The following is a 21,717-nucleotide window of genomic DNA, read 5'->3' on the forward strand; positions in this document are numbered from 1 at the left end:
CGGGTCAGCTCGCGCTGAGCGATGAAGGTGACGCGGGGACGGAGGGAGACGGCGATGCGGGTGACGCTGAAGGATCTGAGAGTGACGAGCCAGCCGAAGCCGCCTTCGAAACACGCGAATCGGTGAAGGCCACCAGATGCGGCCAGCGAGCGCGTGCTTGCTGCGCCCCGACCACTGCCTGTTCGTCGCGGTAGACCGGCAGCACGTCGAAACCGATGGTCTCGCGCAGTCGATCGATGTCGGACGGGTTGCGCCGCTCGATGAGAGCGTCGGCCGCATCCGGCATTACGGTGGAGGGCGAAATATCGTTCTGGCTCATGCCGGGCATTCTATACGGTGCACGCGCGCCACTGCAATTACCACGGCAACCGGTCTGCCGCGTTGACCAGCCGTTGTACCCGCAACACGACACCCGGAGGCTAACGCTCGCTTGATACCGGCTGCGAGGCAGGCTAGCATGACGCAACGTGCCATTTCCAGAAAGACGGGCTGCGCTGTCCCGCCAAGACCCCGGCAATCCGTAGTAGTCGATGCGGAGAGTTCGAAAGCGACGTAGAGGGAGACGTCGGGTCGTCAGGGCGAGGCTCGTTGTGAGGTGGCGATCACAAGACAAGAAACAGATGAGGCATCTAACATGCAGCTTCGAAGGTCTTGGTCGCGTCGTTGGAAAGTCTCAGCCATCGGTTTGCTCGTCATGGCAGCCATGGATCCCGGTGGTGTCACGCTCGCGGGAGCGGCCCCCACCGCGGTAAAGGGCAAAAGCACCGCATCGCCCGCTGCGACAGCATCGCCGCCTACTGCTGCCTCGGGCGCCACGGCGAGTGATGCCACGGCTTCCCCGGTCGTACTCACCCCCCCAGCGCCGGGCATCAGCGAGCGCACGGTTACTTTCGCCCAGTTAGGTCAAACGACAGGGTTGCGTCTACGCGGCACGGAAGGCTCCGGCGACGTAAATTTCGGAATCCGACTCGATCAGACGGTCGCCTCGGCGCTTCTCCGGTTGCGTTACACCTATTCGCCCGCCCTCATTCCCGATCTCTCGCAACTCAAGGTTTATCTCAACGAAGAGCTGATCGCCACCCTACCGTTCAACAAAGAAGAGGGTGGTAAGAACCTGGTGCGCGAGATACCGCTCGACCCGCGTCTGCTCTCCGGCTTCAATCGCGTGCGGCTCGTGCTCATCGGTCACTACACGATGGAGTGCGAAGACCCGACCCATTCCAGCTTGTGGGCCGACATCAGCCCGCAAAGCGAAGTCGTCACGAGCACGCAACCGCTCACGATTCGGAACGATCTCTCGACGCTGCCCACACCGTTCATCGATCGGCACGACAACCGCGATCTCGCAATTCCGTTTGTCTTCGGCGCACCGCCGTCGCTTGCCGTCGTGCACGCCGCCGGTGTGGTTGCCACGTGGGCGGGTGCGTTGGGCGACTACCGCCGCACGCGCTTCCCGGTCGATGTGAACGAACTGCCGAACAAGCATGCGATTGTCTTTGCGACCAATGACACGCGTCCGGCCGCGCTAAATCTGCCAGCGGTCGATGCGCCGACGTTGCGCATGATGTCGAACCCCAACAATCCGTCGCTCAAGCTGCTTGTGCTGCAAGGGCGCGATGCCAAGGATCTAGAGACGGCCGCGCTGGCGCTCGTCTCGGGCCGTGCGGCGCTCTCGGGGGAGTCGGCACGTATCAATGCCCTCGAACCTCTGCCGCCGCGCCAGGCGTACGACGCGCCGCGCTGGGTGCGCACCGATCGTCCGGTGAAGCTGGGCGAACTGGTCGACAATCCATCCGACTTGCAAGGCAGCGGCTACATGCCGTGGCCGATTCGCATCCAACTCAACCTGCCCGCCGATTTACTGACGTGGCAAAACACGGGGGTGCCGCTCGATCTGAAATATCGCTACACCCCGCCCGTGAAGCCCGACGATTCGTCGATGAGCGTGGCGATTAACGATCAGTTCGTGCGCGCGTATCGACTGCGCTCGGCGGGCGCGAGTACCGACAAGAGCCACATGCTCGTCGAGTTGCTCTCCGACGGCACCATGGCCGACCGTAAGGACGTGCGCATTCCGGCGTTCCAGGTGGCGTCGCGCAATTCGCTGTCGTTCCAGTTTGCGATGGAACCGCACAAAGAAGGCATTTGCGCGCAGACGATCACCAACGCGGCGCGCTCGGCCATCGATGCCGACTCGACCATCGACTTCAGCGGACTGCCGCACTACGCCGAGATGCCGAATCTGAGCTTCTTCGTGGGCAGCGGTTACCCATTCACCAAATATGCCGACCTGGCGCAGACGGCCATCATCACGTCGAAGACGCCAGATGCCTCGGAACTCGAGACAGTTTTCTCGACACTTGGGCAGTTTGGCCGCTCGACCGGCGTTTATGCCGACCGGTTCGAAGTGCTCGACACGACGCAAACCGACCGCTTCAAAGACCGCGACCTGTTGATCGTGGGCGGCAAGGACGCGGGCGATCTGCTGGCGAAATGGGGCAAGAGCTTCCCGCTGCTTATCGACCAGTCGCGCCGCTTGATGACGAGTCAGCCGCAAGGCTATCGCGGCGACGGGGCCACGGGTTCGGCGCTCGCGGCCAGCCGTGTTGGGCCGGCGCGTATGGACGCCCAGTCGGACGGTGCGCTTGCAGCGCTGGTCGGTTTCGAGTCGCCCGTGAGCAGTACGCGCTCGGTGGTGGCGATTAACGCGACGAGCAATAAGACGCTGCTTAACGTGGTCGATGTCGTCGATGACAGCGTGCAGCGCGCCGAGATTCATGGCGATCTCGCCGTGGTCAATGGCACACGCGTGGAATCGTTCCGGCTGGGGCAGACGTATTTCGTTGGCGATGTGAGTTGGTGGACGCGCATTCGCTATCACCTCTCGAGCCATCCGATTCTCGTGGGTATCGTGGCGTTGCTGGCGGCGTTCGCGATCGCACTCAAATGCTTTGGGTGGTTGCAGCGTCGCGCCGCGCGTCGGCTGGAGAAGTAAATGAAACGCCCCGAAGCTCACGGCCGGCGCCGACGCGCCGTGCTGCGCGCGCTCGCGGCCGGTGGGGTAGCGCCCGTGCTTCCGCTCGTCGCGGGGTTATCGGGCGCGGCCAGCGCAGCACCAGCCAAACCTGTCCGTGCGGCGAGCCCGTCAGCGTCTGCGGCCAGCGCCACGCCGCAAGCGACAACGTCGCCAGCGCGTGCATGCCCGCCGGTCGACTGGCCCGAATGGACCCGCTTCAAGACGGCGTTCCTGTCAGACGACGGCCGCGTGATCGACCACAGCGAGGCCGATCTGCGCACCGTGTCGGAAGGACAGGCATATGCGATGACGTTTGCGCTCATCGCTAACGACCGCGCCGCGTTCGACAAGATCGTCGACTGGACCATTAACAATCTCGCGCAGGGCGACCTCACCGCGCACTTGCCTGCATGGCTTTGGGGCAAGAAGGACGACGGCCAGTGGGGCGTGCTCGATAGCAACCCCGCGAGCGATGCCGACATGTGGATTGCGTACGCGCTGGGCGAAGCGGGGCGCTTGTGGAACGTGCGGCGCTACACCGCGCTCGGTGCGCTCGTCGCCCGGCGCATTGCCGCCGAGGAAACCGATTTCGTCCCCGGCCTTGGCCGCACGCTGTTGCCTGCACCGGTTGGCTTTCATCCGGAAAAGGACTTGTGGCGGCTCAATCCGAGCTATGTCCCGATGCAAGTGGTACGCCGGTTGGCGGGACTGTTCCCAGAGAGCGGCTGGCCGCAACTGATTGCCTCGTCGCTCAAGCAAATCACGTTGACCGCGCCGCCGTTGGGTTTCGCGCCGGAATGGGCGATGTACCGCGCGGGCCACGGTTTCCAAATCGATCCGGAAACGCAGGGCGAGGGCAGTTACAACGCGATTCGTGTCTATTTGTGGGCGGGCATGCTGGCCCCGGGCAGCGACGACTTCCACGCGTTGCAGCACACATTCAGCGGCATGCTCAAGTACGTCGCCAGCCATGGCGCGCCGCCTGAGCGCGTCAACACGCGCGACGGCACCGCCAAGCAGGACGGCCCCAGCGGCTTTTCGGCGGCACTGGTGCCGTTGCTTCAGACGCTCGGCGACACCGCAGGCGCGCAAGCGCAAATCGCGCGTGTGCATGCGCTGGACGCGCAATCGCCCCCGGGGTATTACAGCTCGGTGCTGGCGCTGTTCGGTCTCGGCTGGCAGGCCGGACACTATCGTTTTGCCGCTGACGGCACGCTGCAACTGCCATGGGAGGGCGCTTGCGCGACACGCTGATTCGTTCCGCCTGTCTGGCCTGTCTGCTGATGGCAGCGGATGCCGGTGTGCGCGCCGCACCCGCCGCCGCCCCGAGCAATGCGGGCAAAGCCCCGCCCGTGGCGGCCAATCGCGACGTGAGCAATCAGATCGCGAGCGCTACGCTCTGGCATTCGCGTCACCGCAACGATCTGGCGCGCGCCGCGCTCGAGAAAGCGCTGCTGGTGCAACCGGATCAACCCGACGCGCTGTCGCTGCTCGGCCAGATCGAGATTGAAGAGAACCATCCCGCCGAGGCCAACAAGGCATTGCAGCGCTTGCGCGCGCGTTATCCGAATTCGCCTGCGACCAAAGCGCTGGCCGACGTCATTCGTATCAACACGACAGACAAGTCGCGCATTGCTCGCGCGCGTCTGTTGCAACGAAGCGGTCAGGCAGACGCGGCGTTTGCCGAGTACCAAGCCCTGTTCCCCGACGGACCGCCCACGGGCGATCTCGGCGTGGAGTATTACCGCGCGCAGGCCAATGCCACCAACGGCTGGCCAGCCGCCCAGCAGGGGCTCGCGGGGCTCGCCAAGACCTCACCCAACGACACTCGCGCTGCGCAATCGCAGGCCGAACTAATGATCGACCGGCCGTCGAGCCGTTTGGCGGGCACGCGCATGGTGGCCGAACTTGCGGCGCGCCCCGATGCCGATCTGAACGCCTTGCTGCCGCTCTGGAAGCAGGGGTTGTCGAAGGCCGACGGCAATCTGGCGTGGCTGCCGTTGTATCAACGCTATCTCGCGCTCGCGCCCAACGACGCCGACATTCGCGCAGACTACGACAAGCTGAACGCCCAGCAGGCGGCCCGACAGCGCATGCTCAACGATCCCGCGTACAAGGCTCGTCAGGCAGGCATCAAGGCGCTCGATCAAGGGCGTTTGTCCGATGCCCAGAAGTCGCTCGACGCGGCGCGCGTCAAGCGGCCGAACGATGGCGAATTGTTGGGCTCGCTCGGTCTCGTGAAGATGCGTCAGGGCGACCACAAAGGCGCACAGGAGCTGTTCACGCAAGCGCTGCGCAAAGACCCCGAGAACGCGGGCAAATGGCGCAGCCTTCTCAAGACCTCGCAATTCTGGGGCGCGATGTCGGACGCGCGCGATGCCCGCGACGCGGGGCGTCTGGACGAGGCTGACCGGCTAGTGCGTAGTGCGTTGGCGGCCGATCCGGGCAACCCGGACGGTATCGCGCTGCTCGGCGACATCGCGCTCGACGCCAAACGCGACGACGATGCCGAGCGCCTGTTCCAACAGGCCTTGAAGATCGAGCCGGACAACGACACCGCCTTGCGCGGCATGATTACGCTGTACTCGCGGCAACAGCGCCGGACCGAACTTGCCAATCTGCTTGGGGATCTGCGGCGGCGGTTTCCGCAGGACAAGGCACGCTTCGACAAGGCCGAAGCGGCCGCGCTGTCCGACGACGCCGATCGGCTCATTGCCGAAGGCAAAAACGGCCCGGCACTGGCTGCACTGGAGCGAGCCGTTTCCCTCGACCCAAGCAACGCGTGGACGCGTTATTCGCTGGCCAGCCTGTATCGCAAGCTGCGCTTGCCGCAAATTGGCCGCGAGGTGATGGCCGAAGGCTTGCGTCAACCTCTCTCCGCCGACGACAGCGCACAGATGCACTATGCGCAGGCGATCTACCTGAACGTGATCGACGACGAAGCCGGGGCCCGCGCGGCACTGGCGCAGATTCCCGCCGCCGATGCGTCGCCGTCGATTCGCCGGATGCAGACGACGCTCGCCATTCGCGACGCCGCGCGCCTCGCCCGTGAAGCGCACGCCGCAGGCAACGAGGAAGAGAGCGAGCGCCAGTACCGTGAAGCGCTTTCGATGGCAGGCGACGATCCCGAACTGATCGGGGAAGTCGCCCGTGCACGTGTCGCGGCAGGGCAAGCGGACCAAGGGCTTGCGCTCATGCGCGACTGGCTGGCCGCGCACACCGACAAGCCGCAACCCGATGCACAACTGCGCTACGCCGAACTGCTCAACACGGCCGAGCGCGACACTGAACTCGGCACCTTCCTCGCGAGCATCGATCCCGCGACGCTCGGCGCAGACCAGCGCGACGAATGGCAGGATTTGCAGGATCGACTGGCCTTGCGCACCGCAGATCGTGCGCGTGCACTGGGCGACTTCGATACCGCGCAGAAAACCCTTCAGCCGCTTCTCGCACGCAACCCGCCCGACAAACGTGCGCTGTCGACGCTGGGCGATATTTACTTCGACGAACGGCGGTACGACGACGCGCGCAAGATCGCGGAAGACCAGATCCGCCAAGATCCGACCAACACGGATGCGCGGCTCTCGCTCGTGCGGGTTCTCTACGAAATGCAAGACGACGACGCGGCGAATCGCGAACTCGACCGGGCACTGGCGGAAGCCCCGCCGGACGATGTCTGGACGCAACTCTCCGCCGTGCGCCGCTTGACGGCCATGGAGCGCTACGACGAAGCGATTGCCCTGAACGACAAACTGCGTGGGCAATTCCCGGATAACCCGTCGGTGACCGTGCAACGCGGGCGCATTGCGCAGTCGCAGCGTCACTACAACGAGGCGAAGGGCTGGTACGACCAAGCGCGCAAGGAAGAGATCGTGCAAGGTGCGCTACCGGGCTACGACGGCATGACGTCGGCCGAGTCGGGCATCGACTCGCTCGAATCGCGGCGTAACAGCTACGTGGCGGCGGGTTACGAAATCGACACGAAGAAAGGCGACGGCGGCATTTCGATGTTCAACGCGCGCGCCGTGCCGCTGTACGGTCAGTACGCCGTCGGTTACGACGGCCACGTGTTTGCGCAGACCGACTATGTCAGTGCCGATTCCGGCGATTTGCCGCTTAACGGCACGTCGGAGTTCGGCACGTTGCCGCTGCTGGGCAACACGCCGTTCCGTACGGCCAACCCGGGGTTGGCGACCGATTACGGCAGCAAGCGGCAAAAGGCACATGGCCAGGCGCTCATGCTCGGCTACGAGAACGATTGGATTCGCGCCGATATCGGCCACACACCGATCGGCTTCCCGGTGTCTTATGTGACCGGGGGCGTGCGGCTATTCGGTAATCTTGGGCGCTACAACTATTGGGTCGACGTGTCGCGCCGTCCGATGACGGGCAGCATGGTGTCGTACGCCGGGTCGTACCTGCCGTTGCCCGAGATTTTCGGCGACGGCAAATGGGGCGGCGTGCGGCGCGACGCGATTACCTTCCACGCCTCGCGCGACTTCGCGAAGTGGGGCGTGTTCGGTGAAGCCAGCGTGGCACGGCTCACCGGCGAGAACGTGTTGAACAACTCCGAAGTGTCGGCGCGCGCGGGTATCGATCTGCCGTTGATCTACAAGCGCGACATGCGCATGAACACCGGCGTGACGTTGTTCTTCGACAGCTTTGCGCAGAACGAGCGCTTCTACACATACGGCATGGGTGGTTACTACAGCCCGCAAACCTATGTGTCGCTCACGCTGCCGCTCGAATGGTATGGCCGTACGCAGCGCTGGTCGTACTACCTGCGCGGCTCGGTCTCGTTCTCGCAGAGTCAGGAAAAGTCGATGCCGTACTTCCCGACCGACGGCGGACTTCAGGCCGCCAGCGGCAATCTCACTTACGGCTCGGGTGGCGGTTTCGGCGTGGGCTTCTCGATTCTCGGGCGCGCCGAATATTGGGTTAACCGCCATTGGGTCATTGGCGGACAGGTGCAGTTCGAGCGTTCGGATTATTACGCGCCAAACCGCTTCCTCATCTACATGCGCTACCACTTCGATGCGCGGCGTGGCGATGTGCCGATGCCGCCGTCGCCGGTGCGTCCGATCTGGAGCTACTGAGCCATGGCCAATTTCGTTACCGATCACCCTGTGCGCGCATTGGCCCAACCGACGGCGAAGGAGGCGGCATGCTGACGCTCATCGCGATCGTCTCCAGTGCAGGCGGCGCGGGCCGCAGCACGGTGAGCGCGCATCTCGCCACACAACTGGCGCGCGGGGATCACCCCGTGGCTTTGCTCGAACTCGATGCGCAGAACAGCGTCGGCGCGCTGCTCGGACTTACGACTGCATGCCAGACGGGCGTGCTTACGGCAGGCGATGCGCCAAACGGTTGGCAGCCGCTCGTGTGCGAAACCCCAGCCAACGTGCCGCTGCTGCCCGCAGGCCCGGCCAATGCGGCACAGGCCGCAGCGTTTGGCGACTGGTTGCGCCGGGATCCTGCCGGGCTGCGTCGTCAACTCGACGCGCTGGGCCTCGCGGATGGCACGCGTGTGCTTATCGATACCGCGCGCTTACCCAATGTCGCGTCGCAAGCGGTGATCGCGGCCGCCGATCTGGTGCTGGGTGTCGTGCCAGTCACGACGACGGGCTACGTCACACAGCCCGACCTGATGGCGGCTGGTGGTCCGCAGTGTCAGATGGTGGCGAACCTCGCGGCAGCGAATTCAGCGCTCGGCAACGATTTGATGCAGATGATTCAGGCGCGCGGTGGCGATGCGATCGTGCCGGTGCGCATTCATCGCGACGACGCGGTCGGTGCGGCGGCTGCCAGCGGCAAAGCGTTGCTCGAACACACCGAAGGCTCGCAAGCCGCGCTCGACATCGTGCACTTGGCCGCATGGGTGTTGCGCGCGACGGCGCGCCCGGGTGAGGTGATTGCCGACTCGGATGCCTCCCCCGATGCCGTTGACCGGCAGGAGGGCAGACCATGATCGGCGAATCGCTGCAAACCCTCTACCGGCTGGGGCGCGAGATGCTCGCGGCGCGTCTGCGGCTGCCGCGCCGCCCCGACGGCCGCCCGCCGGGCACCCTGCAATGGTTGCTGGCGGCCGCATTTCGCTCGCCGCAGCACCGTTTGCGCCTGTCGCAGCTGTCCGACCATGTGGTCGCGCGCCTGGCCATGCGGCTCGACGTGCGCCAGCTCGATCAGTGGCGCGACTGGTGGCTGCGCATACTGTTTCAACCGGCGCGTCAGGGGCGTGCCGACTACTTTGGCCGTGCTTTCGCTTGGGCGAACGAGCGGTTGACGCAGCGTGTCGGCGTGCCTGCCGATGCGGGGTTCTGGCAACTGGTTCGGGCGTCGCTCTGGCGGCGCGCCGACCAGCGCCCGGCGTTCCCGCCCTATGTCGCGTGGATTGCTTTCCGGAACAACAACGAGCGCATGCGGTTGTGGCTCGTGCAGACGCTGTTCGGTATTCCCCCCGACACGCCCGCGCAACTGGCGCATAAGTTCGACGAGCGGCTCGAGCGCGTGATGCAGTGGCGCGTTACGTCGGCGGTGCTGGCGTTGCTTGGTCTGTTCGGGGTGTTTTGGATCGTGACCACGCCGTTCGATCCGTTCGAACAACTGCTGTTCTCGATTTGCACGCTCACGCTGGCACTGGTATTTCGACGGCTCGACAGCCAGTACTCGGTGCTGGTGCTCATCGGCTTGTCGTTGATCTCCACGGTGCGTTACGTGTGGTGGCGCCTCACGCAGTCGCTGGCCTTCGATACGACGGAAGAAGCCTTGGCTGGCTACATCCTCGTGGCGGCGGAAATGTACACGTGGCTGATTTTGCTGTTCGGCTACCTTCAGACGGTGTGGCCGCTGCAACGGCGCATCACGCCGCTGCCTGCGGATGTTCGCTTGTGGCCCACGGTCGACGTGTACATCCCGACCTACAACGAAGGGCTCGATGTGGTGCGCCCGACGGTCTACGCCGCGTGTGGCATCGACTGGCCGCCCGAGAAGATCAACATCTATCTGCTCGACGACGGCCGCCGTGAGGAGATGCGCGAGTTTGCCGAACAGGCGGGAGTGCACTACGTCACGCGCCCCGACAATTTCCACGCCAAAGCGGGCAACATCAATCACGCGTTGAAGAAAACGACGGGCGACTTTATCGCGATCTTCGACTGCGACCACATTCCCGTGCGCTCGTTCTTGCAGACGACGATGGGCTCGTTTCTTAAAGACCCGCGTTGCTCGCTGGTGCAGACGCCTCACCATTTCTTCTCCGACGACCCGTTCGAGCGAAATCTCGCCACGCGCGGGGCGGTGCCCAACGAAGGGCGGCTGTTCTACGGTGTGGTGCAGGATGGCAACGACTTTTGGAACGCCGCGTTTTTCTGCGGTTCGTGCGCGGTACTGCGACGCACGGCGCTAGACGAAGTAGGCGGCGTGGCCGTCGAAACCGTGACCGAAGACGCGCACACAGCGCTCAAGATGCACCGTCGCGGCTGGAACACGGTGTACATCAAGGTGGTGCAGGCGGCCGGTCTTGCCACGGAATCGCTCTCGGGCCACGTGGGCCAGCGCATTCGCTGGGCGCGCGGCATGGCGCAGATCTTCCGCGTCGACAACCCGCTGTTCGGGCGCGGGCTGAAAATGGGCCAGCGAATTTGCTACGCGAGCGCAATGCTGCACTTCTTCTACGGCATTCCGCGCATCATCTTCCTGCTTGCACCGATCTGTTATCTGTTCTTCGGCTTGCACATCGTGCAGGCGGCGGCATTGAGCATCTGCGCGTACGTGCTGCCGCACATTGCGCACGCGAACATCGCCAACTCGCGCATTCAGGGCAAATACCGCCATTCGTTCTGGTCGGATGTTTATGAGGCGGTGCTGGCGTGGTACGTGGCGCTGCCGACGACGGTCGCGTTTATCAACCCGCGTTACGGCAAGTTCAACGTGACGGCCAAAGGCGGGCTGATCGAGCAGAGCTTCTTCGATTGGAGCATTTCGAAGCCGTATATGGTGCTGCTGGGCTTCAATGTGCTCGGCTTCCTCGCGGGCATATTCCGCTGGTTCTACGGGCCGGCGCACGAGACCAGCGCATTGGTCTTCAATCTGGCGTGGGTGGCGTTCAATCTCGCGGTGCTGGGGGCTGCGGTGGCCGTGGCGACCGAAGTGCGGCAAGTGCGCCGCACCCATCGCGTGACCATGAGCATTCCGGCCGTGCTGTATCTACCGGATGGGCGAACCATCGCGTGCCATACGCGCGACTTCTCCGGCGGCGGGCTGGCATTGGCGTTGCCCGCGATGGTCGACCTGCCCGTCGGCACCGAGGCGCAGGTGGCGCTCTCGCGTGGGGAGAACGAATACGGCTTCCCGGTGAGCGTGGTCAATTCGCGGGCGAACGACCTTTTCCTGTCGTTCCTGCCGCTCACGGCGGAGCAGGACAAACATCTCGTGCAGTTCACGTTCGGCCGCGCCGACGCGTGGCGCGACTGGGACGTCGAGCGCACGCGCGACGAACCGATCAAGGCGCTGTTCGAAATGCTGGCGATGGGCCTGCGCGGCTATCAGGTGCTGGCGAACTATCTGTTGAGCAAGCTCGTGACTCGTTGGCAGAACCGGCTGCGCGGCACGCGAACGCGTTCGCACCAGAGCACGCCGCAGGCGTAGCCGGACGAAGCAAGAACTAAGGGACGGAACCTGACAATGGGCATCTGGAATCTCTACTTCATTTTGAAACTGGTGCTGCTGTGGGCCGGCATCATCGGCTTTCACGTGCTGCCGAACTTCATCTTCGCGGTGTTGCTGGCGATCCGCTTGCGTCCGCGATGGGCGCGTATCTTGCGCCAGGTGATTGCCATCCCGGTGGGAGCGGGGCTGCTTTACTACGACTCGAACCTGCCGCCGTTCGCGCGGTTTATCGAACAACTCCCGGCGCTGCTGCAATTCCGCTTCTCGTACATCATCGAATTGCTCGGACGCTTCGTCTCCGCGCGCGATTGGCTGCTGCTCGCGATTCTGGTGCTGGCGTACTGGATCGTGAACCGCTGGGTGCGCGTGACCACGTTCGTATTGCTCGCGCTGTTGATCGTGCCGGGCGTGCTGAGCGTGGGCACGCTCGTGTCGGTGGCGCCGGTGGTCGCGGCGCAGGGTGATACCCCGGCGGTGGCGGCAAGCGGTGCCGCAAGCGGCGGAGCGCAGGCTAGTGCGGGTAGCGACGGAGTGGTGGGGGATGGCGAAGTCCCGCCGGGGGCGAACCCGAATGCGGCGCTCAACTCGTTCTATGCGCGCGAACTGACGCGCTCGGTGTCGTTGCCTACGCAGGCCGGGGCAGGGCCTGACTTCGACATCATCTTCCTGCACATCTGCTCGCTCGCGCAGGACGATCTCGATGTCGACAATCTCGACAATCAGCCGCTGCTCTCGCGCTTCGACTTCGTGTTCAAGAACTTCAACTCGGCGGCGAGTTATAGCGGCCCGGCGGCCATTCGCGTGCTGCGAGCAGGCTGCGGTCAGCCGACGCACAAGGCGCTGTACGACCCCGCAGGCCCGCAGTGCTACGTGATGAGCGATCTCAAGAGCCTTGGCTTCACGCCGACGTTGGCGATGAATCACGACGGGCACTTCGATAACTTCATGCAGGAAGTCAAAGACAACTTCAACGTGCAGGGCATCACGCCGTACGACAACACGCGTACGCGCGTGTCGATGCGCGCCTTCGACGAAACGCCGATCCATTCGGACGGCGACGTGCTGCAAGGCTGGTGGAAGCAACGCACCGCGATGCCGGACAAGCGTGTGGCGCTGTACTACAACACGATCTCGCTGCACGACGGCAACCGGCTCGAAGGCTCGAAACTCACGAGCGTGCAGAGCTACCCGATTCGCGCGAAAACGATGTTCGACGACTTCAGCCAGTTCATCGACACGATTGCGAAATCGGGCCGTAAAGCCGTAGTAGTGTTCGTGCCGGAACACGGTGCCGCGCTGCGCGGCAGCAAGCTGCAAATTTCGGGCATGCGCGAAATTCCGCTGCCTGAAATCACGCATGTGCCGGTAGCGGTCAAGCTGGTTGGGTTCGGTGACAGCGCGACCGCGGCCGGTGGCACACACACGCCGGTGACGATTTCCACGCCGACGAGCTATCTCGCGCTGATGACGCTGGTCTCGAAACTGGTCGCGACCAACCCGTTTGCCGGGACGCCTGACCTCGCGCAGTACGCGAACGATCTGCCGCAGACGGCCTTCGTGTCGGCCAACGAGCAGACCACCGTGATGAAGTACGACAGCAAGATGCTGATTCGCGGCGCAGACGGCGTGTGGCTCGACCTCAAGTCGCTGGAGTGACCCCGGACCCAGACACGTTTCGATGGAATCGCGCATACTGTGCGACGTGCCCGTTTAGGGGGGACCGACCCCCAGCGGGCAGCGCAGTCTCGCGTCACCCATCGAACCGATGCTTCCGGGAGTTACCGTGCAATACACCAAATTTGGCCGCACCGGCCTGAACGTTTCCCGCCTTTGTCTGGGCACCATGACCTTCGGCCTGCAAACCGAAGAGGCCGCCAGCCACGCGATTCTCGATCGCGCGACCGAGGCGGGCGTCAATTTCATCGACATCGCCGACGTCTATCCGCTGGGCAGCGACGAGTCGCTGGGCGGGCGCACTGAGGAGATCGTCGGGCGCTGGCTAAAGAGCGAGGGCCGCCGCAGCCGCTACATCGTCGCCACCAAGGCGTGCGGGCAAATGGGCCCGTCGCCGTGGGACAAGGGCGCCTCGCGCAAGCATTTGCTCGACGCCATCGACGCCTCGCTGCGCCGTCTGGGCACCGACTACGTCGACCTCTACCAACTGCACTCGGACGACACCGAGACCCCCATCGACGAAACGCTCGAAGCGCTCGACACCATCGTGAAGTCGGGCAAGGCGCGCTATATCGGCGTCTCGAACTATCTGGCCTATCGGCTGGCGCGTGCGCTGGGCCGTGCCGACGTGCTGCGTGTGGCGCGTTTCGTGTCGGTGCAGCCGCGGTACAACTTGCTGTTCCGTCAGATCGAACGTGAGTTGCTGCCGCTGGCCAACGAAGAAGGGCTCGCCGTGATCCCGTACAACCCGCTGGCAGGCGGCCTGCTCACCGGCAAATACCAGCACAGCGCTGCGCCCAGCGAAGGGCGCTTCACCGCGCAGGTCGGCAAGGCAGGTGCGATGTATCAGCAGCGCTACTGGCACGAGCGTGAATTCGCGACCATCGAAGCGCTCAAGGGCATCGCTAAGGAATCGGGCGAATCGCTCACGCGCCTCTCGCTGGCTTGGGTGCTCGCCAACCCCGTCGTCACGTCGGCCATCATTGGCGCGAGCCGTGTCGACCAACTGACCGAAACGCTCGGCACCATCGACTACACGCTCGATGCCGAACTCAAGGCGAAGCTCGACGACGCGTCGCATGCCTACCGCTGGGGCGATGCGGCACGGTGACGCACCCGCCCCGGGTGGTCTTTGATACCCATCGGGCGGTATAGTGGAGGCAACGTTGCGCGGTTCATCTGTTGAAACGATGACAGCCGCGCAGCGTTCCCCTCACTCTCCATGCGAGGCTGATCATGACGAAACGCATTCTGCTCGCCACCGATGGCAGCGAGTCGTCGCGACGTGCGCTGCGCGAGGCAGCGGCCTTTGCCCGTAGCGGCGATGCCATCCGCGTGATTCATACGGTGGAAGATCCCGTCAATTTGCTGACGTCGGCCTTCGGCAAACTCATCGATCTGGAACAAGTGCGTCGCGACATGCAGCGCGAAGGCGAGGAGCACATCGCACGCGCGGTGCTTTATCTGCGTGAAGAAGGGTTTGACGCGCAGGCTCATCTACTCGATCTGCGCACGACCGGCGAGACGGTGCCTGAAGCGATGTCGCGCGAAGCGCTCGAATGGGCTGCCGACATCATCATCGTCGGCACGCATGGGCGTACTGGCGTGCGGCGAGCCATGCTCGGGAGCGTCGCGGAACAGATTCTGCGCAATGCGCTGGTGCCCGTGATGTTGGTGGCGGGCGAGGCGAGAGCGCATCAACCGCTGCGTGCCGGTGGACATTACGAACGCGTGTTGGTGGCGCTCGACGAGAGTGAGACGTCGCGCCGTGCGTTCGACTACGCCTTAGCGCTAGCGCGTACGCACGGGGCGTCGTTGCGCGTCGTGCATGTGCTGGACTTGCCCGGGCCGTTTTTGGCTGGCTTCGACCCCGTCCCGCTGATCGAGGCCGTGCGCGCCGTCGGCGAGCAGATGCGCGCGTGGGCTACGCAGCGCATGCGCGAAGCCGAAGTGCCGGGCGAGGTGGAAATGCGCGAGATTGCGCCGGTGGGCGAAGGCGTGGCCGATCAAATCATCGCAGCGGGCAAAGAAGCCGATGCCGATGTCATCGTGCTGGGCACGCATGGCCGGCGCGGATTCCGGCGCTTTACGCTGGGCAGCGTCGCAGAAGACACGGCCCGCCACGCGGGCAGGCCGGTTTTGTTACTGCCAGCACAAGCGCCGCATGCCGAAGCAGCGAAGGGCTAACCCGGCAGCGGTGCTTGATGTCGATTGATATCGCTGGATGCTGGTTGATGCCGATTGCGGCTCGCTGGCGAAATTACGCGTTACCCAATTCCGCTACCAGCGTCTTGAGCGGCGTGGCGGCGTCGGCCAGACGTGCCGGGTCGATCACGGCGCGGCGGCCGACCAACTCACGAGCGGCCAGGAATTCCTGAGCCCGGTTGATGCTTGCCGCTGCGACCACGGCGCCGTCGCGCAGGTAGAACAGCATGAACACGGCGGCACCTTGGGCATCGGGCAAGCGGCGCTCGACAACCGCGTCGTGACCGTCCGTCATTCCCACCATCTGCAACTTGGCGTTGAATTGATCCGACCAGAACCACGGTGCGGTTGCGACCGCCTTCGGGGCATCGCCATGCACGACGCTTGCGGCCACCTTGGCCATCTCGCTCGCGCTCGGCACCGATTCCAGACGAATACGACGGCCTAGTGCCGGATGCTCGTGATGCGCGCAGTCGCCGATGGCCAGAATGGCCGGGTCGCTCGTGCGGGCGAATTCGTCGACCACAATGCCGTTGTCGACGGCGAGACCGGCGGCTTGTGCCAGTTCGGCGTTCGGCAGCAGGCCGATGCCAACTACGACGACATCGGCAGGCAGGTGCTGCTCACCGGCCACGACCGCCACGACCTGACCGGCCGCATCGAGTTCGAGCGCGCTGACACCGACGCCAACTTGCACGTTCACGCCGTTTTCACGATGGAGGGTTGCGAAGAAGTCGGCCAGATCGGCTTCGGCCACGCGTGCGAGCAGGCGCGGGGCCGCTTCGAGCACGGTGACCGTCGTACCGGCCTTGACGGCGCTTGCCGCCACTTCCAGCCCGATATAGCCGCCGCCGACCACGACCACACGCTTGCCCGGGGTGAGGGCTTCGCGCAGGCGCTGGGCGTCGGCAATGTTACGCAGATAGAAGACGTTCGGCGCGTCGCCGCCCGGCATCGGCAGGCGGCGCACGCGTCCGCCCAGTGCCAGCACGAGGTGATCGTAGCCAAGCGTCTGGCCATCGTCGAACGTCACGGTGCGGGCCGTGCGGTCGATGGCGGTGGCGGTCACGCCGAGGCGCACGTCGATTTCGGCCTTCTCGTAGGCGTCGGCCGGGCGAATGAGCAGGCTGGCTTCGTCGGCCTGACCGGCGAGGAATGCTTTCGAGAGCGGCGGGCGGCGGTAGGGCAGGTGCGTCTCGCTGCCGGCGAGCACGATGCGGCCGGTGTAGCCAAGCGCACGCAGCGCGAGCGCGGTTTCGCCGCCGGCCTGACCGGCGCCGAGGATGACAGTGGTGGGAGTCATTGCTTCGGACATGTGGAAGTAGCGTTGGAGTTCGGCCGCCAGTGTAATGCATTGCATCGCCGCCGGGCCGCGCGAAGCCGGTAAGATGGCATTGCATCGCTTCATTGCATCACTTTTCGGAACAGGCCTCAGGAGCCGCGATGACAAGTGAGAGTGCCCGCCGTGCGCTGTTGTCGAAGCATCCCGAGCTTTCTGCGCCGCAGGTGTACCTGTTCGCGTTTGCGCTGGGATGTTCGACCGGTGTCGATTTCGTCGCCTCGTCGATGATGGGGATCGGCGGCACGCATATTCGCGGCGGAGTCCACGCGTCGCCCGAAGATTTTCTCTGGAGCCTGACGTCTTACGCCGCTGCCGCGACGGTTGCCAATCTGGTGCTCGGGCGCATCTCACGCGACCTGAGCTATCGCGGTTTTACGCTGCTCGGGCTCGTCATCGCCGCCATTGGCGCTGCGCTGTGCGCCGTCAGCAATACCCCAACAGAACTCGCGCTCGCCAAGGCCGTGCAGGGCCTCGGCGCAGGCGGGCTGTTTTCCGCGTCGCGCATCATCATCCAATTGGCGGCCGAGCGCGAAGAACGCAAGCCGCTCTTCATGGGCTTCAACACGGGCGGCATCGGACTGTCCGCGCTTGCGCCGTGGGTCACGTCGATGCTGATGCAGGACGTCAGTTGGCGCGTCATCTTCGTGGTGCAGGTGGTGCTGGCACTGGCCACGCTGGTGCTCGTGGCGCTCACCTATCCGAGACGTCTGGAAGCGTCGCTTGCGCCGTGGCAGCTCGACGTGGGCGGTATGGATTGGGTGACCGTCGTTTTTCTGGGGGCGGGCGCACTCGTGCTGCTGCATGGGCTCGGGGATTTGCGTTTCTACGAAATTCGCAGTTCACCGTCGGTGGCGCTCACGCCCATCATCGGTATCGCGTTGATCGGCTGCGTGTTCTTGCATCAGCATCGTCACCCCGATCCGTGGCTCGATCCCAAGCGGCTCATCGGGCAGCGTTATCTCGTCGGGCTGGGGTTCTACGCGCTCTATTACTTCCTTAACGGGCTATGGAGCTACGTGATGCCGACCACGTTGCAGACGGGCCTCGGCTTCACCTTTCAAGCGACGGGAACCGCGACCACCGTGGCGGGGCTCATCGGCTTCGCCGCGATGACGGCTTTCACTTACGGTAATCAGCATCTGGTCGGTCAGCGCCGGTGGATTGCGCTGGGCTATGTGATGTTCGCGCTGGCGGCTTGGCTGGTATCGCAGCGCTTGATGCCGGGGGTGTCGCTGCCGCTCGTGCTCGAAGCGATGGTGCTGCAACAGATGACCACGCCGTTCATCCTCGCGCTTGTCGCCGGTCTGACGTATCGCGAATTCACCGTCGACGATTTCGCTCACGCCTATCAGTTCAAGAACATCGTGCGGCAGATCGTGACGGCGGGTGGCACGGGCGTGGCGAGTCTTTGGCTGCAATACGGCGAGGCGATGGCACGCACGCAACTGGTCGCCAACGTGACGCCATTCTCGATGCCGCCCGACACCGACGCGGCCGCGCTCGCGCGACTCTCCCAAGTCATCGATCAGCAGGCACTGCTGCTCGCGGCAAGCAACTTGTTTGCGTTGCTCGCGTTCGTCTGCGCGGCAGTGGCGATCGTCGCTGTGGTGCAGCGCGCGTTGCGATGAGGCGACAAAAAAACGAGACGAATTGCTGCGCCGCACACTAAAACGTTACAACAGATGAAACCCCCGTCAAGTAAGGCAGAAGCCAGTATTCATGCGGGTTTCGAGGCAACGCCTGACCCCTTCCGCACGTCCGCAAATTGAGGAGTAGAGTGGGTTCGTCGCACACATTGCCGCCGACGAAGGAGACACCATGGCCTGGACGAGTCAACAGAAGCATGTGGTAACGGCAAGCTACCTGGGGTGGACGCTAGACGCGTTCGATTTCTTTTTGATGGTGTTCGTGTTGAAGGACATCGCGAAGGAGTTCAACACCGAACTTGGCAGTGTGGCGTTCGCGCTGCTGCTGACATTGGCGATGCGCCCCGTTGGGGCGCTTATTTTTGGGCGGCTAGGCGATCGGTTCGGCCGACGTCCCGCGATGATGGCAAGTGTGCTGCTGTATGCCTTACTGGAATTAGCGTCGGGCTTCGCGCCGAGTCTCACGGTGCTGCTGATACTGCGAGCGCTCTTCGGTATTGCGATGGGCGGTGAATGGGGCGTAGGGGCGGCGCTCACGATGGAGAGTGTGCCGACGCATTCGCGCGGCATTGTGTCGGGGCTGTTGCAGGCGGGGTACCCGAGCGGTTATCTGCTCGCGTCTGTCGTGTACGGCCTGTTCTACGAGAGCATCGGTTGGCGGGGGATGTTCTTCGTGGGGGTGCTTCCGGCGCTGCTGGTGTTCTATATCCGCCGTCATGTGCCCGAGTCGCCCGCGTGGCAGAAGGGCACCACACAAGCTGCCGCGCCGCGTGCCAACTTGCTTCAGGTGTTGGGGCGCGATTGGAAATTGGCGCTTTACGCCATCGTGCTGATGACGGCGTTCAACTTCTTCTCGCACGGCACGCAGGATCTTTACCCGACCTTCTTGCAAGTGCAGCACAAGTTCGCGCCGCACACCGTGAGTTGGATCGCCATCACGTACAACATCGGCGCGATTATCGGCGGGCTGTTCTTCGGGGCAATTTCGGAGAAGATCGGCCGGCGGCGCGCCATCGTGATCGCGGCGCTCATCGCGTTGCCGGTGCTGCCGTTGTGGGCGTTCTCTAGCGGTGCAGTGATGCTCGCGATCGGCGCGTTCCTGATGCAGATTTCGGTGCAGGGCGCATGGGGCGTGATTCCTGCGCACTTGAACGAACTCTCGCCGGACGAGATCCGCGCGACGTTCCCGGGGCTGGTCTATCAACTGGGTAACTTGTTCGCATCGGTCAATGCGAACTTGCAGACAACGATAGCAAAGGCCCACGACGGCAACTTCGGCCTGGCGATGGCGATCGTCGCAGGCACGGTGGCCGTGGTCATCGCGGTGATGATTACGTTCGGTCGAGAGCGGCGCGGCGAGGTGTTGACCACGACCGCGACACCACCGGCCGATACGTTGCCACCGGGGGCGGCGGTGCGCTAGCGCAGAACATCGGAGGGCGGCTCGGCTTGCGACGTCCTCCGATGTCAGTACCCCACCCAGTCAAGTTCTTCGTCGAATTGCCGATATTGAGGGAGTCGCGCGCCTGCAAGGCGTGTCTCTCTTGGCTACAACAACAATCGACGTCAATGAAGAACGCCTTCCATCGTCACGCCGCTCGCGCGTGTCTCATGCTTTGTCTCGGCACCGTTGCCAACCATCACTCGCCAGTGTTCGCCGCAGACCCGCCGGTCCAATCGCTGAAGCAAGCCAATCCGGCGGGGCAGTGGGCAGTCGGCGAAGTGATGGAGACGCTCAAATTCTGCCCGCGCGCCGGCGAAGCGTTGATTGCGGGCCGCATCGACGACGCGACGAGCGATGTGAAAGCATGCAGCGACGCGCCCGATTTGTCGGCCGAGGCGCGCTCGCAACTGTTCGAAACGCTCTCCGGTTTGTATCTGGCGTCGCGCAATGCGCCGGCTGCCCTCGATGCGATGCGCAAAGCGATGGCGTTGATACCGACGCCGACCGACCGCCATTGGATGTCCCTCGCCATGATTTATTTGGCGAATGGCCGCCCCGACGGGAGTCTCGCCGCACTGGACCGAATCAAAGCCGCGCATTTGGTGGCAGGCGATCTCGACCCAGCATCCGACATCGCCCCGGCCTACTACATGACCCGAGGCACGGCCTACTTGGCGGCGCGAAAATATCCCGATGCGGTAGCCGCCTTCGATAACGCCGTCAGAAATCGACCCGGAAACGCCATCGTCTACTGGTACCGAGCGATGGCCTACGAGGCGCAGGGCAACACCGGCGCGGCACGTTCGGATTATGTCGAGTTCGCCCGCTGGGCACTGGACGCCCAAGTCGAACCAGCGATGGCGGACACGCTCGCGTCGCTAGGCATCGACCCGGCGCAGGAGCGTCGTCATCCGTTTGGCGAGGCGAACCCGTTGCAAGCGCGGGCTCAAGCCACGCTCGACGTGGTGCGTGAGGCCATGACGACCGTCACGACAACACAGGGCAAGGCGTTTGCTTACGGTGCATTGTCGACGGCGCTCGACGATCTGGGGCAACGACAGGAAGCGCTTGCAGCCATTGATCAGGCGCTCGCGCTCTTGCCCGACGATCCGATACTCACCCAATCGAAAGTCACGACACTCTTCGGCATGGGGCGGATCGACGAGGCAATTCGCATGGCGAAACCATTTAGCGACCAAATCGCCAAGTTGGATGCGACGAAGGCGAAGCCCGCGGCGTACAGCGAGTATGCGGAAGTGGCGCAAACGCTCTCGAGAGCCTATCGCAGTCAGCGCAAATGGAAGGCCTCGTTCGACGCACTGGCGGCATACGCCAAGGGGGCTGACGTTGCCGAGCGGGACTACGCCGCAACAACCTATCTGTACTTGCGCGCAAAAGCGGGGGACAAGGCACCCGTCAATGCCGATCTCGATGCCTATATCCGCAACAACACGACGCAGATTCCGACGAGCTATCGACGGGGCCTGTTGTTGTACGTGCAGGGCAAAATTCCCATCGAACAGGTCTACTGGCAGGCTGTGCTTAGCGGCGATGCGGTGTCGATCCACAACGCATTGGCCGAAACCTGGTTCATCGCGGCGGCCTATCAGCGCTACGTGAAGCATGACGAGGCGGCTGCACAGACCTACTTGCAGCGGCTCGACGACCTTCAGCCGATCGGCACGTTGGAATGGATTTACGCCAAGAACAACGACGTGTGAGC

The 21,717-nt window shown here is 64.0% G+C and carries 13 protein-coding genes; 11 read left to right on the top strand and 2 right to left on the bottom strand.

The genetic code is table 11. The annotated features are described in order from the left end of the window. Positions 1-4: 4 nt before the first annotated feature. Positions 5-319, bottom strand: a complete 315-nt coding sequence (locus PPN31114_RS02180; protein ID WP_150677855.1) for a hypothetical protein — start codon at positions 317-319, stop codon at positions 5-7. Between the two features lie 375 nt (positions 320-694). On the opposite strand from PPN31114_RS02180, the gene bcsB reads away from it, so the two are divergent. The 8 genes from bcsB to PPN31114_RS02220 all read left to right on the top strand — a co-directional run bounded on the left by bcsB (position 695) and on the right by PPN31114_RS02220 (position 15,544). Beyond that, positions 695-2,995 carry a cellulose biosynthesis cyclic di-GMP-binding regulatory protein BcsB gene (gene bcsB / locus PPN31114_RS02185; RefSeq protein WP_174987586.1) on the top strand — a complete coding sequence of 767 codons (2,301 nt, stop codon included), beginning with the start codon at positions 695-697 and terminating at the stop codon, positions 2,993-2,995. Then, on the top strand, positions 2,996-4,270 hold the full coding sequence (bcsZ, locus tag PPN31114_RS02190) for a cellulose synthase complex periplasmic endoglucanase BcsZ (RefSeq protein ID WP_174987589.1): 1,275 nt from the start codon (positions 2,996-2,998) through the stop codon (positions 4,268-4,270). It begins immediately after the preceding gene. Beyond that, the gene (locus PPN31114_RS02195) at positions 4,255-8,112 is read left to right on the top strand and encodes a cellulose synthase subunit BcsC-related outer membrane protein (protein ID WP_174987592.1); all 3,858 of its coding nucleotides are present in this window, start codon (positions 4,255-4,257) and stop codon (positions 8,110-8,112) included. The genes bcsZ and PPN31114_RS02195 overlap by 16 nt, the downstream gene beginning before the upstream one ends. 68 nt (positions 8,113-8,180) lie before the next feature. Then, positions 8,181-8,984, top strand: coding sequence for a cellulose synthase operon protein YhjQ/BcsQ (locus PPN31114_RS02200; protein ID WP_150677858.1), 804 nt, complete (start codon positions 8,181-8,183; stop codon positions 8,982-8,984). Continuing rightward, positions 8,981-11,662, top strand: coding sequence for a UDP-forming cellulose synthase catalytic subunit (gene bcsA / locus PPN31114_RS02205; RefSeq protein WP_150677859.1), 2,682 nt, complete (start codon positions 8,981-8,983; stop codon positions 11,660-11,662). The genes PPN31114_RS02200 and bcsA overlap by 4 nt, the downstream gene beginning before the upstream one ends. Before the next feature lie 36 nt (positions 11,663-11,698). Then, the gene (gene bcsG / locus PPN31114_RS02210; protein WP_150677860.1) at positions 11,699-13,339 is read left to right on the top strand and encodes a cellulose biosynthesis protein BcsG; all 1,641 of its coding nucleotides are present in this window, start codon (positions 11,699-11,701) and stop codon (positions 13,337-13,339) included. Between the two features lie 127 nt (positions 13,340-13,466). Continuing rightward, a complete protein-coding gene (locus tag PPN31114_RS02215; protein ID WP_150677861.1) occupies positions 13,467-14,468 on the top strand; it encodes an aldo/keto reductase in 1,002 nt (333 codons plus the stop codon). Between the two features lie 125 nt (positions 14,469-14,593). Continuing rightward, positions 14,594-15,544, top strand: a complete 951-nt coding sequence (locus PPN31114_RS02220) for a universal stress protein (protein WP_150677862.1) — start codon at positions 14,594-14,596, stop codon at positions 15,542-15,544. Between the two features lie 73 nt (positions 15,545-15,617). On the opposite strand, the gene PPN31114_RS02225 is transcribed toward PPN31114_RS02220, so the two are convergent. Then, complete coding sequence (locus PPN31114_RS02225) at positions 15,618-16,877, bottom strand: NAD(P)/FAD-dependent oxidoreductase (RefSeq protein WP_150677863.1); 1,260 nt, start codon at positions 16,875-16,877, stop codon at positions 15,618-15,620. Between the two features lie 128 nt (positions 16,878-17,005). On the opposite strand from PPN31114_RS02225, the gene PPN31114_RS02230 reads away from it, so the two are divergent. The 3 genes from PPN31114_RS02230 to PPN31114_RS02240 all read left to right on the top strand — a co-directional run bounded on the left by PPN31114_RS02230 (position 17,006) and on the right by PPN31114_RS02240 (position 21,715). Next, on the top strand, positions 17,006-18,532 hold the full coding sequence (locus PPN31114_RS02230) for an MFS transporter (RefSeq protein WP_150677864.1): 1,527 nt from the start codon (positions 17,006-17,008) through the stop codon (positions 18,530-18,532). A 190-nt stretch (positions 18,533-18,722) separates the two neighbouring features. Then, a complete protein-coding gene (locus PPN31114_RS02235) occupies positions 18,723-19,973 on the top strand; it encodes an MFS transporter (RefSeq protein ID WP_150677865.1) in 1,251 nt (416 codons plus the stop codon). Between the two features lie 146 nt (positions 19,974-20,119). Beyond that, positions 20,120-21,715: a tetratricopeptide repeat protein gene (locus PPN31114_RS02240; RefSeq protein WP_174987595.1), complete on the top strand. Its 1,596-nt coding sequence runs from the start codon at positions 20,120-20,122 to the stop codon at positions 21,713-21,715. The last annotated feature ends 2 nt before the right edge of the window (positions 21,716-21,717 follow it).

It is taken from the genome of Pandoraea pneumonica (assembly GCF_902459645.1).
GTDB lineage: Bacteria > Pseudomonadota > Gammaproteobacteria > Burkholderiales > Burkholderiaceae > Pandoraea > Pandoraea pneumonica.

What these genes read in the sequence shown, in the direction of transcription:
- PPN31114_RS02200 (WP_150677858.1), top strand. Translation starts at nt 8,181, where the DNA reads ATGCTGACGCTCATCGCGATCGTCTCCAGTGCAGGCGGCGCGGGCCGC.
- PPN31114_RS02240 (WP_174987595.1), top strand. Translation starts at nt 20,120, where the DNA reads ATGAAGAACGCCTTCCATCGTCACGCCGCTCGCGCGTGTCTCATGCTT.
- bcsB (WP_174987586.1), top strand. Translation starts at nt 695, where the DNA reads ATGGCAGCCATGGATCCCGGTGGTGTCACGCTCGCGGGAGCGGCCCCC.
- PPN31114_RS02180 (WP_150677855.1), bottom strand. Translation starts at nt 319, where the DNA reads ATGAGCCAGAACGATATTTCGCCCTCCACCGTAATGCCGGATGCGGCC.
- bcsZ (WP_174987589.1), top strand. Translation starts at nt 2,996, where the DNA reads ATGAAACGCCCCGAAGCTCACGGCCGGCGCCGACGCGCCGTGCTGCGC.
- PPN31114_RS02230 (WP_150677864.1), top strand. Translation starts at nt 17,006, where the DNA reads ATGACAAGTGAGAGTGCCCGCCGTGCGCTGTTGTCGAAGCATCCCGAG.
- PPN31114_RS02220 (WP_150677862.1), top strand. Translation starts at nt 14,594, where the DNA reads ATGACGAAACGCATTCTGCTCGCCACCGATGGCAGCGAGTCGTCGCGA.
- bcsG (WP_150677860.1), top strand. Translation starts at nt 11,699, where the DNA reads ATGGGCATCTGGAATCTCTACTTCATTTTGAAACTGGTGCTGCTGTGG.
- PPN31114_RS02225 (WP_150677863.1), bottom strand. Translation starts at nt 16,877, where the DNA reads ATGTCCGAAGCAATGACTCCCACCACTGTCATCCTCGGCGCCGGTCAG.
- bcsA (WP_150677859.1), top strand. Translation starts at nt 8,981, where the DNA reads ATGATCGGCGAATCGCTGCAAACCCTCTACCGGCTGGGGCGCGAGATG.
- PPN31114_RS02235 (WP_150677865.1), top strand. Translation starts at nt 18,723, where the DNA reads ATGGCCTGGACGAGTCAACAGAAGCATGTGGTAACGGCAAGCTACCTG.